Source organism: Amnibacterium endophyticum (assembly GCF_042680685.1).
Lineage (GTDB): Bacteria > Actinomycetota > Actinomycetes > Actinomycetales > Microbacteriaceae > Amnibacterium > Amnibacterium endophyticum.
Window position 1 is genome coordinate 157,142 of sequence record NZ_JBHUEA010000004.1, and the last position, 12,475, is coordinate 169,616.

Annotated in this window: 11 protein-coding genes; all 11 read left to right on the forward strand. The window is 75.3% G+C overall.

Annotated elements, in window-relative coordinates; translation table 11 throughout:
* The first annotated feature begins 57 nt into the window (after positions 1-57).
* The 11 genes from ACFSBI_RS04510 (at position 58) to murC (ending at position 12,438) form a co-directional block, all read left to right on the forward strand.
* Positions 58-423 (forward strand): DUF3040 domain-containing protein, encoded by a 366-nt coding sequence (locus tag ACFSBI_RS04510; RefSeq protein WP_377932457.1) that lies wholly within the window; start codon positions 58-60, stop codon positions 421-423.
* Between the two features lie 161 nt (positions 424-584).
* Entirely contained in the window at positions 585-1,016 is a 432-nt protein-coding gene (gene mraZ, locus ACFSBI_RS04515; RefSeq protein ID WP_377932459.1) for a division/cell wall cluster transcriptional repressor MraZ, read from the forward strand.
* Positions 1,017-1,189: 173 nt separating this feature from the next.
* Complete coding sequence (gene rsmH / locus ACFSBI_RS04520) at positions 1,190-2,131, forward strand: 16S rRNA (cytosine(1402)-N(4))-methyltransferase RsmH (protein WP_377932489.1); 942 nt, start codon at positions 1,190-1,192, stop codon at positions 2,129-2,131.
* A gap of 31 nt (positions 2,132-2,162) precedes the next feature.
* Positions 2,163-2,642 carry a cell division protein FtsL gene (ftsL, locus tag ACFSBI_RS04525; protein ID WP_377932461.1) on the forward strand — a complete coding sequence of 160 codons (480 nt, stop codon included), beginning with the start codon at positions 2,163-2,165 and terminating at the stop codon, positions 2,640-2,642.
* An 89-nt stretch (positions 2,643-2,731) separates the two neighbouring features.
* Entirely contained in the window at positions 2,732-4,477 is a 1,746-nt protein-coding gene (locus tag ACFSBI_RS04530; RefSeq protein WP_377932463.1) for a peptidoglycan D,D-transpeptidase FtsI family protein, read from the forward strand.
* Positions 4,478-4,629: 152 nt separating this feature from the next.
* Positions 4,630-6,048, forward strand: a complete 1,419-nt coding sequence (locus tag ACFSBI_RS04535; protein WP_377932465.1) for a UDP-N-acetylmuramoyl-tripeptide--D-alanyl-D-alanine ligase — start codon at positions 4,630-4,632, stop codon at positions 6,046-6,048.
* Positions 6,048-7,202, forward strand: coding sequence for a phospho-N-acetylmuramoyl-pentapeptide-transferase (gene mraY / locus ACFSBI_RS04540; protein WP_377932467.1), 1,155 nt, complete (start codon positions 6,048-6,050; stop codon positions 7,200-7,202). The genes ACFSBI_RS04535 and mraY overlap by 1 nt, the downstream gene beginning before the upstream one ends.
* A 22-nt stretch (positions 7,203-7,224) precedes the next feature.
* Positions 7,225-8,694 carry a UDP-N-acetylmuramoyl-L-alanine--D-glutamate ligase gene (murD, locus tag ACFSBI_RS04545; protein ID WP_377932469.1) on the forward strand — a complete coding sequence of 490 codons (1,470 nt, stop codon included), beginning with the start codon at positions 7,225-7,227 and terminating at the stop codon, positions 8,692-8,694.
* A complete protein-coding gene (locus ACFSBI_RS04550) occupies positions 8,691-9,947 on the forward strand; it encodes an FtsW/RodA/SpoVE family cell cycle protein (RefSeq protein ID WP_377932471.1) in 1,257 nt (418 codons plus the stop codon). The genes murD and ACFSBI_RS04550 overlap by 4 nt, the downstream gene beginning before the upstream one ends.
* Positions 9,944-11,035: a UDP-N-acetylglucosamine--N-acetylmuramyl-(pentapeptide) pyrophosphoryl-undecaprenol N-acetylglucosamine transferase gene (locus tag ACFSBI_RS04555; RefSeq protein WP_377932473.1), complete on the forward strand. Its 1,092-nt coding sequence runs from the start codon at positions 9,944-9,946 to the stop codon at positions 11,033-11,035. The genes ACFSBI_RS04550 and ACFSBI_RS04555 overlap by 4 nt, the downstream gene beginning before the upstream one ends.
* A complete protein-coding gene (gene murC / locus ACFSBI_RS04560) occupies positions 11,032-12,438 on the forward strand; it encodes a UDP-N-acetylmuramate--L-alanine ligase (RefSeq protein WP_377932475.1) in 1,407 nt (468 codons plus the stop codon). Before ACFSBI_RS04555 ends, murC begins: the two co-directional genes overlap by 4 nt.
* Positions 12,439-12,475: the final 37 nt, after the last annotated feature.

Below are 12,475 nucleotides of genomic sequence, written 5' to 3' on the forward strand. Positions count from 1 at the left end.
TTGCGCGACGAGCCGTCGCCGTCGTCGCACTCGTTTTCGAAAAGGTGAGGGAACCGGATGCCACTTTCGGAGCAGGAGCAGCGCCTTCTCGACGAGATGGAGCGCAATCTCTACCACGGTGATGCGGACTTCGTCGCCTCCGTCGGTCGTGCATCCGGCCGTGTCAACTACACGGCCATCGCCGGCGGCGTGCTGCTCGCGATCGCGGGCATCGGCGGTCTCGTCCTCGGCGTGCTCCTGCAGAACTGGTTCGTCGGCGTCATCGGGTTCGCGGCGATGTTCGGCGGCGTGCTGCTGGCCGTCGGCCGGCGGGGTCGCCCCGCCTTCCCCTCCTCCTCTTCCTCCTCCGCGGCCCCCCGAGCGCGTCGCGGCGGGTTCATGGACCGCATGAACGAGCGCTGGGAGCGCCGCCGCCGCGGCTGACGCACCTCCTCTCACGAAGACCCCCGGGCCCAGGGCCCGGGGGTCTTCGTCGTTCCCGGGGGTGGAAGTGGAGCCGGCGGCCGTCACGAGTGCCCCGAGTGGAGGGATGTGGAGTAAAGTGGTGCACGTCGGCGAGGTGCCGGCGACGAGGGGTGGGCGCCGTGTTCCTCGGGACGTACGCCCCCCGGCTCGACGAGAAGGGGCGGATCATCCTTCCTGCCAAGTTCGCGGAGGCCATCGCCGACGGCGTGGTCATGACGCGCGGCCAGGAGCGGTGCCTCTACGTCTTCGCCCGCGAGGAGTTCGAGCGCGTCGCCGAGCGGATCCGCGCCGTGCCGGCCGCGAATCGCGACGCCCGCAACGCCCTGCGGGTCTTCCTCGCGGGCGCCCACGACGAGGTGCCGGACAAGCAGCGACGGGTCACGATCCCGCCGGTGCTCCGCGCCTACGCGGGGCTCGACCGCGACCTCGCCGTGCTCGGCGTCGGCGACCGGATCGAGATCTGGGACGCCGCGGCCTGGGAGGCGAACCTCGCCACGACCGAGGACGCGTTCGCGGACGCCGAGGGCGAGGTGGTGCCCGGCGTGCTCTGATCCGTCCCGTGCGACTCCCAGCCGTGGCGGGAGCCCTGGCGCACTTCCCCGGTGCCAGGTCCTCCGTCGGCCGCCCCTGACACACTTCCCCGGTGCCAGGTGCGGACACGGATGGGGATCGGGCGGAGCGGCCGGAGGCGTCGGGCCCGCCGGCGGGAGCGCGCGAGCGCCACGTGCCGGTGCTGCTCGCCACCACGCTCGACCTGCTCGCCCCCGCGCTCGAGCGCGACGGCGCCGTCGTCGTCGACGCGACGCTCGGGCTCGGCGGCCACGCGGAGGCGCTGCTCGAGCGGTTCCCCGGCCTGCGCCTCGTCGGCGTCGACCGCGACCCGACGGCGCTCGCGCTCGCGGGGGAGCGGCTCGCGCGGTTCGGAGCGCGCTTCCACGGCGTGCACGCCGTCTACGACGAGATCCCGGCCGCGCTCGACGAGGCCGGCCTGCCGGCGGTCGACGGCGTGCTGTTCGACCTCGGGGTCTCCTCGATGCAGCTCGACGAGGACGACCGCGGGTTCAGCTACGCCCGCGACGTGCCGCTCGACATGCGGATGGACCCGGGGGAGCCCCGCACTGCCGCGGACGTCGTGAACGGCTGGTCCGCGGCGGACCTCGCGCGGATCTTCAGCCGGTACGGCGAGGAGCGCCTCGCGGGGCGCTACGCGCGAGCGATCGTGGCGGCCCGCGAGGCCACCCCAGTCCGGGGCTCGGCCCAGCTGGTCGCGATCCTCGAGCAGGCGACCCCCGCCGCGATGAAATCCCGCGGCCACGTGGGCAAACGCGTCTTCCAGGCCCTGCGCATCGAGGTCAACCGCGAGCTGGAGGTGCTCGAGCGGGCGATCCCTGCGGCGCTCGACCGCATCCTCACAGGTGGCCGGATCGTCATCCTCTCCTACCATTCCCTCGAGGACCGGATCGCCAAGCGAGCACTCGCTGCGCGCACCGTCTCGACCGCCCCGCGAGGGCTCCCGGTCGAGACCGACGAGACGGCCCCCACCTTCCGGATGCTGACGCGGGGAACCCCCACGGCGGCGGACGCGGAGGTGCAGGAGAACCCGAGGGCCGCATCCGTGCGGCTCCGGGCGGCGGAGCGGATCCGGGGGGAGCCGCGCACCGCCTGACACGGATGTCGAGACAGTTGGGGGACTGTTGATGAGCACCGCACTCGCGTACGACCCTGTCCGCTCGTTCGCGCCGGCGATGCCGGCACCGGTGGCGCCCGCGCCCGCGGTGCCCGCACCGGAGCAGCCGGCCGCGACGCCCGCCCGGCCCGCCGCGCAGCCGGCGGGCGCCGCCGCGCCGCGCCCTCGCGGGCTCGCCGCCGCCGCCCTCGTCGGGGTGGTCGCGTGCGTCGTCGGGGCGCAGCTCGTGCTCTCGATCGGCACCGCCGAGAGCGCCTACCGCCTCTCGGCGCTGCAGCAGCAGTCGGAGCAGCTGGCGCACCGACAGGCGGCCGACCAGGAGGCGCTGCGGTCGCTCGCGGCCCCGCAGCGCCTCGCGGCGCGTGCCGCCGCCCTCGGCATGGTGCCGGACGACGAGGCCGCCTACCTCGACGCGCGCACCGGTCGGGTGCTCGGCAGCACGGTGCCCGCGGAGGGCCGGGCGAGCGCACCGGGCGGCATCGTCCGCTGACCGCGCGAGCCTCCCCTGGGAGGCGGGGCCCCTCGCCTAGGTTCGCCGAGATCGCGGCCGGACCGGGCGCGGACGGCGGGAGGGTGCGGATGGGTCGGCGGCGACGCCCGGGGCGGTTCCGGCCGCTCTTCGTGCTGGTGCTCGTCGTGGTGCTCGCCGGCGTCGTGCTCGGCCGCCTCGCCGACGTCCAGGTCGTGCGCGCCGACGCGCTGCGCGCCGAGTCGAAGGACCGCCGGAGCACCACGAGCGTGCTCCCGGGCCCCCGCGGCGACATCGTCGACGCGGACGGCACCGTGCTCGCCACGACCGTGCAGCGCTGGGAGGTCACCGCGGTGCCGTGGATCGCGGTCTCCTCGAAGCGGTTCGAGGCGGACGCCGCCGCGGTCGCGTCGGCGCTGCGCCTCGACCCGGCCGCCGTCCGCGGCGCGCTGACGAAGGATCCGAAGGCGCAGTACGCGCTGATCGCGAAGCAGATCGACGCCGCGGCGCTCGAGCGGGTGAAGCGCCTCGACCTCGGCTGGCTGTACTACCGCGCGGTCGAGCAGCGCACGTACCCGGCGGGCGCCGTCGCCGGCAACCTGATCGGGTTCGTCGGCGCGCAGCAGCAGCCGCAGGCGGGGATCGAGTACGGCTGGGACCGCTGCCTCGCCGGCAAGGACGGCGAGTCCGTCGCCGAGGTCTCGGCGGGCGGCACGCCGATCCCGGGCTCCGACGCGGTGGTGCGTCCCGCGGAGCCCGGCGGGAAGGTCGAGCTCACGGTGCAGCGCGACCTGCAGTACTACGCCCAGCAGGTGCTCGCCGAGCGGGCCAGGGAGACCGCCGCGCAGTGGGGCGCCGTGGTGGTGGAGGAGGTGCGCACCGGCCGCCTGCTCGCCGTCGCGGACTGGCCGACGGTGAACCCGAACCGGGTCGGGGTCACGGCGGCCGCGGACGCGGGCGCGCTCGGCTCCCGCGCCTTCACCGCGCCCTACGAGCCCGGCTCGACGATGAAGCCGATCACGGCCGCGATGCTGCTCGACCACGGCCTCGCCGCGCCGGGTAGCCGGGTCGTCGCCCCCTACCGGCTCCGCACCGCCGACGGCGCGGACGTGAACGACAGCGAGCACCACGGGGACGAGCGGCTGACCCTGACCGGGGTGCTCGTCGAGAGCAGCAACACCGGCATCTCGCAGCTGGGCGCGCGACTGCCCGACCAGGAGCGGTACGACGAGCTGAAGGCGTTCGGCTTCGGCGCCCGCACCGAGGTCGGCTTCGGCGCGGAGGCGACCGGCACCCTCGGCGTCGGCGCCCCGCACTGGGACCCTCAGTCGCGGCTCGCGACGATGTTCGGTCAGGGCATGACGGCCTCCGCGGTCCAGATGGCGAGCGCCTACCAGGCCCTCGGCAACGGCGGCGTCCGGCTGCCGGTCCGGCTGGTCGAGTCCTGCACCGGCGCGGACGGCGAGGTCCACCGCGTCGACACGGGCGCGCCCCGCCGGGTGGTGTCCGCGAAGGCGGCCCGCGGCACGGTGCGCATGCTGGAGAACGTCGCGACGAAGGGCTGGCTGCGCGACGTCGTGCGGATCCCCGGCTACCGGGTGGCGACGAAGACGGGCACCGCGCAGGAGTCCGACGGCCGCGGCGGCTACGCGAAGGGCTACCTCGTCTCGCTCGCCGGCATCGCCCCGGCCGACGACCCCCGCTACGTCGTCTACGTCGTGCTCGACGCGCCGGCGAGGATGAACACGTCGGAGGCGCCCGCGCCGGTGTTCCAGAAGGTCATGTCGCGCGCGCTGCAGTCGGGGGGCGTCACGCCGTCCGGGACGACCTCGCCGGATCTGCCCGCGCGCTGGTGACGTGCCGCCCCCGCTTCCGGGGGTCGCGGGAAGGACCACGTACGCTGGCTCCCGGTGGACACGGGTACGAGGAGGTCGCGGCTGATGCGCACGAGCAGGGCCGGTGCGCTCGCCGAACGGTCGAGCGCGGTGCCGACCTCGGATCCGCGCCCGTGATCGACCTGCGACTGGACGAGATCGCCGAGGCCGTCGGGGGAGCCCTGCGTCTGGAGGGGACCGACGCCGGTCCCGCCACCGTCGTGGGCGGCCCGGTCGAGACCGACTCCCGGGAGGTCGTGCCGGGCGGCGTGTTCGTGGCGCGCGTCGGCGAGGCGATGGACGGGCACGACTTCGCGGCCTCCGCGGTGGAGTCGGGCGCCGCGCTGCTCGTCGTGGAGCGGCCGCTGCCCCTGCCGGTGCCGCAGGTCGTCGTCGTCGACGCGACGGAGGCGCTGGCCGCCCTCGCGAAGGCCGTCGTCGCGCGCGTGCGCGCCGCCGGCCGCCTGCGCGTGGTCGGGGTGACGGGCTCGAACGGCAAGACGACGACCAAGAACCTGCTCCGCGAGATCCTCGGCCGGGTCGGCCCGACCACGGCGTCCCGCGCCTCGTTCAACAACGAGGTCGGCGGCCCGACGACGATGCTGCAGGTCGAGGCGGACACGGAGTTCCTCGTCGCCGAGATGGGCGCCTCCGCCATGGGCGCGATCGCGCGCCTGGTCCGCCTCGCGACCCCGGACGTCGGCATCGTGCTCAAGGTGGGCATGGCCCACGCCGGCGGCTTCGGGGGCATCGAGCGCACCGCCGTCGCCAAGGCGGAGATGGTCGTGGACCTGCCCGAGGACGCGGTCGCGGTGCTGAACCGGGACGACCCCAGGGTCGCCGCGATGGCCGGGATGACGCGTGCCCGCGTCGCCTGGTTCGGGCTGACCGCCGACCCGGCGGACGGCGGCACCACCGCGCGCGACGTCGTGTCGTCCGCGAGCGGCACCGCCTTCACGCTCGTGCTGCCGGGCGGCGCCGAGCGGCCCGTCCGCTTCAAGGTGCTCGGCGAGCACCACGTGTCGAACGCGATGGCCGCCGCCGCGGCCGCGACCGCGCTCGGCGTCGACCCCGACACGGTCGTCGCCGGGCTCGAGGCCGTCGTGCGCGCGGAGCGGTGGCGCATGGAGGTGCTCGCCGACGGCCCGGTGACGGTCGTCAACGACGCCTACAACGCCTCCCCGGACTCGATGGCCGCGGCGCTGAAGTCGCTCGTCACGATCGCGCCCGGCCGCAGCGTCGCGGTGCTCGGCGCGATGACCGAGCTCGGCGAGCAGGCGGGGGAGGAGCACGACCGCGTCGGGCTGCTCGCCGTGCGGCTGAACATCGGACAGCTCGTGGTCGTCGGCCCGGAGGCGCGCCGCCTCCACCTCTCGGCGTCCGCTGAGGGCTCCTGGGACGGCGAGAGCGTCTACGCGGAGACGATGGACGAGGCGGAGGCGCTGCTCGAGCGGCTGGTCCGCCCGGGCGACACCGTGCTCGTGAAGTCCTCGAACGCGGCCGGTCTCCGCCACCTGGGCGACCGCCTCGGCGCGCGCTGGCGGGACGCCTAGTGCAGGCGCTGCTGACGGGGGCCGCGGTCTCCCTGCTCTTCACGCTGCTGCTCACGCCGCTGTTCATCCGGCTCTTCCACCGCCTGCAGTGGGGCCAGTTCATCCGCGACGACGGGCCGGTCAGCCACCACGCGAAGCGCGGGACCGCGACCATGGGCGGCCTCGTCTTCATCCTCGCCTCGATCGTCGGCTACTTCGCCGGCCACCTGACGAGCGGCCGGCCCGACCAGGCGTTCGGCATCACGGTGTCGGGCCTGCTCGTGCTGCTCCTCATGGTCGGGCTCGGCGGCGTCGGCTTCGTGGACGACTTCCTGAAGACCCGCAAGCAGCGCAGCCTGGGGCTCGGCGGCTGGGCGAAGATCTTCGGCCAGGTGCTCGTCGCCACGCTGTTCGCCCTGCTCGCGCTCCAGTTCCCGAGGACCGGGACCCGCTCGGACGGCGCCGTCTTCACGGTGACCCCGCTGTCGACGCGCATCTCGATCGTCCGCGACCAGTGGTTCGACGGGTCGGTGCTCAGCCTCACCGCGATCTTCGGCGCCACCCTCGGGGTGATCCTGCTCGTCATCTGGGTCTGGCTCATCGTCACGTCCACGTCGAACGGCGTGAACGTGACCGACGGGCTCGACGGGCTCGCCACCGGGGCGTCGATCTTCTCGATCGGCGGCTACGTGATCATCGGGTTCTGGCAGTACAACCAGAGCTGCTTCAGCAAGCGGGTGATCGACAACGTCGGGCTCTGCTACGACGTGCGCGACCCGCTCGACCTCGCCGTCGTGGCCGCGTGCATCACGGGCGCCCTCGTCGGCTTCCTCTGGTGGAACACGTCGCCCGCGCAGATCTTCATGGGCGACACCGGCTCGCTCGGGCTCGGCGGGGCGATCGCGGCCCTCGCGATGCTGTCCCGCACCGAGCTGCTGCTGCTCTTCATCGCGGGCCTCTTCGTCATCGAGCCGGGCTCGGTGATCCTGCAGCGGGCGTACTTCAAGGCGACGCGGGGCAGGCGCATCTTCCTGATGAGCCCGGTGCACCACCACTTCGAGCTGAAGGGCTGGGCGGAGGTGACGGTCGTCGTCCGGTTCTGGATCGTCGGCGGGCTGCTCGCGGCGTTCGGCGTCGGGCTGTTCTACCTCGAGTGGCTCTCGCGGGCCGTATGAGGACCGAGCGGAGGGAGGCCCGATGGTCGCGGACCTGGACCGGCTGAACGGCTGGCGCGCGGACTGGCGCGGGCTGAGGGTCGGGGTGCTGGGCGCCGCCGTCGTCGGGTTCGCCGCGGCGGACACGCTCGCGGAGCTCGGCTGCGAGGTGCTCGTGGTCGCCGAGCGCGCGACCGACGAGCGCACCGCGCTGCTCGACGTGATCGGGGTCCGGCTCGAGCTCGGCGATGCGGGCGCCCAGCGCGACGCGCTCTCGGCGTTCGAGCCCGACCTCGTGGTGGTGAGCCCCGGCTACCACCCCGACGTCCCCGCGCTCGTCTGGGCGGCCGAGCGGGGCGTCCCGGTGCTCGGCGACGTGGAGCTGGCCTGGCGGCTGCGCGACAAGCAGGGCGAGCCCGCCCGCTGGATCACGATCACCGGGACGAACGGCAAGACGACCACGACGCAGCTGACCACCGCGATGCTGCAGGCCGGCGGGCTCCGCGCCCGGGCGTGCGGCAACATCGGCAGCCCGGTGCTCGACGCGATCCGCGAGCCGGACGGCTGGGACGTGCTGGTCGTGGAGCTGTCGAGCTACCAGCTGCACTGGATGGAGCAGGTCAGCCCGGTCGCCTCCGCCTGCCTGAACATCGCGGACGACCACCTCGACTGGCACGGCGGCCCCGAGGCCTACCGGGCGGCGAAGGGGCGCGTCTACGAGCGGACGCAGGTGGCGTGCGTCTACAACGTCGAGGACCCGGTCACCGAGCAGCTGGTGCGCGACGCGGACGTCGTGGAGGGCTGCCGCGCCATCGGCTTCACCCGCGGGGTCCCGGGCGTCGGCGACGTCGGGATCGTGGAGGAGGTGCTCGTCGACCGCGCCTTCATCGCCCAGCGGCTGACGAGCGCGCAGGAGCTGACGACGCTGCCCGCGCTCGACGCCGCCGGGCTCTCCGCGCCCCACGTCGTCGCCGACGTGCTCGCCGCCGCCGCCCTCGCCCGCGCGGTGGACGTGCCGGCGGCGTCGATCCGCGACGCGCTGACGGCCTTCCGGCTGGACGCCCACCGCATCGCGCCGGTGGCGCTGCAGGGCGACGTGCGGTGGGTGGACGACAGCAAGGCGACGAACCCGCACGCGGCCGCGGCCTCGCTCGGCTCGTTCGAGCGCGTCGTCTGGATCGCCGGCGGGCTGACGAAGGGCGTCGACGTCGCACCGCTCGTCGAGGCCGCGGCCCCGCGGCTCGCCGGGGTGGTGCTGATCGGCGTCGACCAGGCCGACTTCGCCGCGGCGCTCGCCCGACACGCGCCGGACGTGCCGGTGGCCGCCGTGCCGCCCGTGGACACTGACCGCGTGATGCCGCTCGCCGTCGACGCCGCGCGAGCGCTCGCCGGCCCGGGCGACGTGGTGCTGCTGGCCCCGGCCGCGGCCTCCATGGACCAGTTCACCGACTACGCCGACCGCGGCCGGCGCTTCGCGGCCGCGGTGCGGGACGCGCTCGGGCCGGACGCGTGACCCGGCTGGACCCGCCGCCGACCGAGGCGGCGCCCCGTCCCGTCGTGCGGCTGCCCGTGCGGCGCGGCGCGGTCACGATGCGGATCGCGCTGCCCCCGCTCGAGCGCTTCGCGGGGCCGGACGCGCTCGCGCTCAGCGCGCTGGCGCTGTTCCTGACCGGCTTCGGCCTGCTGATGGTGCTGTCCGCCTCGAGCGTCGAGGAGGCGGGCGTCGCGGGCGACCCGTACGGCGACTTCGCGACGCAGGGCGTCGCCGCCGTGCTCGGCGTCGGCGCGATGCTCGTCGTCGCGACCCGGCTGCGGCCCGCGGCGCTGCTGCGCCTCGCCCCGATCGCCTTCGCGGCATCGGTGGGCCTGCAGGTGCTGACGGCGACCACCCCGCTCGGCACGAGCATCGGCGGCAACCAGAACTGGATCCGCATCGCGGGCGTCAGCGTCCAGCCGTCGGAGTTCGTGAAGCTGAGCCTCGTCCTCGCGCTCGCGGCCTTCTTCCAGCGCCGACCGGGGGAGCGCCTCGGGGTGAAGGGGCTGCTGCCGCCGCTGCTGCTGTCCGCCGTGGCGATCGGCGCGGTCTACCTCGGCCACGACCTCGGCACCTGCCTGATCCTCGCGCTCATCGCCGTCGGCGGCTTCATGTTCGGCGGCGTCCGCCTGCCCGTCCTCGGCGTCCTCGGCGTCGGCGCCGCCGCCGTGCTGTGGGGCTTCGCGCAGGCGAACGCCTCCCGCACCGACCGCCTCGCCGCGTGGAGCGCGGGCTGCACCGACCTGCTCGGCACCTGCTGGCAGACGAAGCAGGCCGAGTGGGCCCTCGCGAACGGCGGGCTCACCGGCGTCGGCATCGGCAACTCGGTCTCCAAGTGGTTCTGGCTGCCGGAGGCCGACAACGACTTCATCGCCGCGGTGATCGGGGAGGAGACCGGGCTGCTCGGCCTCGCCGTGCTGATCGGGTGCTTCGTCGCCGTCGCCGTCGTCTGCATCCGCATCGCGGGCCGCACGAGCGACCGCTTCACCCGCGCTGCAGCCGGCATGACGCTCGCGTGGCTCGTCGGGCAGGCGTTCGCGAACCTCGCGGTCGTCGTCGGGGTCGCGCCGGTGTTCGGCGTGCCGCTGCCCTTCGTCTCCGCGGGCGGCTCCTCCCTGATCGCGACCCTGCTGCTCGTCGGGGTGCTGATGGCGCTGGCCGACCGCACCGTCGCGGCGAGCCCGCGGCACCCCGAGCATCCCGCCGGCCGCGCGTTCGCGGGCCGCTCATGACCCGGTGGCTGCTCGCCGGCGGCGGCACCGCCGGCCACGTGAACCCCCTGCTCGCGGTCGCGGACCGCCTCGTCGACGAGGGCGACGAGGCGCTCGTGCTCGGCACCGCCGAGGGGCTCGAGGCGCGGCTCGTGCCGGAGCGCGGCTACGAGCTGCTGGTGATCCCGCGCCTGCCCTTCCCGCGGCGACCCGACGCCGCCGCGCTGCGCTTCCCGCGCGCCGTGACGGGCTCGATCGCGCTGACCCGCCGGTACCTCGCGGAGCGCGGGATCGACGGGGTGATCGGCTTCGGCGGCTACGCGGCGGCGCCCGCCTACCTCGCGGCCCTCGCGTCCCGGGTGCCGTTCGCGCTGCACGAGCAGAACGCGAAGCCCGGGCTCGGCAACCGGCTCGGCGCCCGGTTCACCCGGTCGGTCGGCGTCACCTTCGCCGGGACGCCGCTGCCGCACGCGACCGTCGTCGGCATGCCGCTGCGGCGCGAGATCGCGGACCTCGACCGCGCCGGGCTCCGTGCCGACGCCCGGCGCGAGCTGGGGCTCGACCCCGAGCGCCCGGTGCTGCTCGTCACCGGCGGCTCGCTCGGCGCGCAGCGCCTGAACACCGCCGCGCTCGCCAACGCCCGCACCGTCGTCGACGCCGGCTGGCAGGTCCTCCACCTCGGCGGCGCCCGCTTCGAGCTGGCGGACCCGGACGTGCCCGGGTACCGGCTGCTGCCCTACGCGGACCGGATGGACCTCGTGCTCGCGGCCAGCGACCTCGCCGTCTGCCGCGCCGGCGCCTCGACGGTCGCGGAGCTCGCCGCGCTCGGCCTCCCCGCCGTCTACGTGCCCTACGCGGTCGGCAACGGCGAGCAGCGGTTCAACGCTGCGGGGGTCGTCGCGGCGGGCGGCGCGCTGCTCGAGCCGGACGCGGCCTTCACGCCCGAGCGCTTCGCCGAGGTGGTGCTGCCGCTGCTGGCCGATCCCGGGCGCCTGGCCGCGATGACGGCGGCGGCCCTCGGCGACGGCGTCCGGGACGGGGCGGCGCGGATGACGCGCCTGGCGCGCGCCGGGCTGGAGCGGGGCCGCCGCGTACCCTCGGGCGCATGACGATCAAGCCGGACCTGTCCGTGCCGGTCCCGGCCCGGCTCGAGAAGGTCCACTTCGTCGGCGTCGGCGGCTCCGGCATGAACGGCATCGCGCGGCTGTTCCTCGAGCGCGGTGCGCGGGTGAGCGGCTCGGACCGGACCCGCAACGCCTACACGGACCGCCTGCGCGAGGCCGGCGCCGTGATCACGATCGGGCACGCCGCGGACAACGTGGGCGACGTCGACGCGGTCGTCGTCACGAGCGCGCTCTGGCCCGACAACCCGGAGCTGCTCGAGGCGCGCCGGCGCGGCGTGCCGGTGCTCCACCGCTCCCACGCGCTGAAGGCGCTGGTCGGCGGCGACCGGCTCGTCGCGGTCGCGGGCGCGCACGGGAAGACGACGACCACGGGCATGATCGCGGTCGCGCTCGACGCCCTCGGCGCCGACCCCGGCTTCGTCGACGGCGGCGTGATCAAGGACTTCGGCACCTCCTCGCGCCTCGGCTCCGGCGGCGTGTTCGTGGTGGAGGCGGACGAGTCGGACGGCTCCTTCCTGCTCTACGACACCGCGATCGCGCTGGTGCTGAACGTCGACGCCGACCACCTGGACCACTACGGCACCGAGCAGGCGTTCGACGACGCCTTCGTCGCCTTCGGCTCGCAGGCGGCGGAGCTGCTCGTGATCAACGCCGACGACCCGGGCGCGAGGCGCGTGCGGGAGCGGATCGGGCAGCGGCCGGTGCGGACCTACGGCGAGGCCGAGGACGCGGACGTGCGCGTCAGCGACGTGACGACCGCCGGTCCGGCGGCCGGCGTGCTGACCTCCGGCGGTGAGCGCGTGCCGATCCGGCTGCGCGTGCCCGGCCGCCACAACGTGCTGAACGCCGCCGGCGCCGTCGCCGTGCTGCTCGGCCTCGGGTACGGCCTCCGCGAGGCCGCGGACGCCGTGGCCGGCTTCGGGGGCACGGGCCGCCGCTTCGACCTGCAGGGGCGGGCCGACGGGGTCAGCGTCTACGACGACTACGCCCACCTGCCGGCCGAGGTCGACGCGGCGCTCACCGCGGCCCGGACGGTCGCCGGCGAGGGGCGGATCATCGCCGTGCACCAGCCGCACCTCTACTCCCGCACGCAGGCGATGGCCGGCCGCTTCGCCGAGGTGCTCGAGCGCACCGCGGACCACACGATCGTGCTCGACGTCGACGGCGCCCGCGAGGACCCGGTGCCGGGTGTGACCGGGGAGCTCGTCTCCTCCCGCTTCCGCGACCCCGCTGCGGTCGACTACGCGGCCGAGTGGGACGACGCGGCCGAGCTCGTCGCCCGGATCGCCCGCCCCGGCGACTTCGTCGTCACCCTCGGCTGCGGGACCGTCAACCGGATCGTGCCCCGGCTGCTCGACGCCCTCGGCGGGCGCGTCGGCGCCGCGTGAACCGTCCTCCGGCGCCGCCGGCGCACCGCGTCCGGCC

Bases quoted from the DNA above. Each gene is read 5' to 3' on its own strand.
- murC (WP_377932475.1), top strand. From the start codon at position 11,032: ATGACGATCAAGCCGGACCTGTCCGTGCCGGTCCCGGCCCGGCTCGAG.
- murD (WP_377932469.1), top strand. From the start codon at position 7,225: ATGGTCGCGGACCTGGACCGGCTGAACGGCTGGCGCGCGGACTGGCGC.
- ACFSBI_RS04510 (WP_377932457.1), top strand. From the start codon at position 58: ATGCCACTTTCGGAGCAGGAGCAGCGCCTTCTCGACGAGATGGAGCGC.
- ftsL (WP_377932461.1), top strand. From the start codon at position 2,163: ATGAGCACCGCACTCGCGTACGACCCTGTCCGCTCGTTCGCGCCGGCG.
- ACFSBI_RS04555 (WP_377932473.1), top strand. From the start codon at position 9,944: ATGACCCGGTGGCTGCTCGCCGGCGGCGGCACCGCCGGCCACGTGAAC.
- ACFSBI_RS04530 (WP_377932463.1), top strand. From the start codon at position 2,732: ATGGGTCGGCGGCGACGCCCGGGGCGGTTCCGGCCGCTCTTCGTGCTG.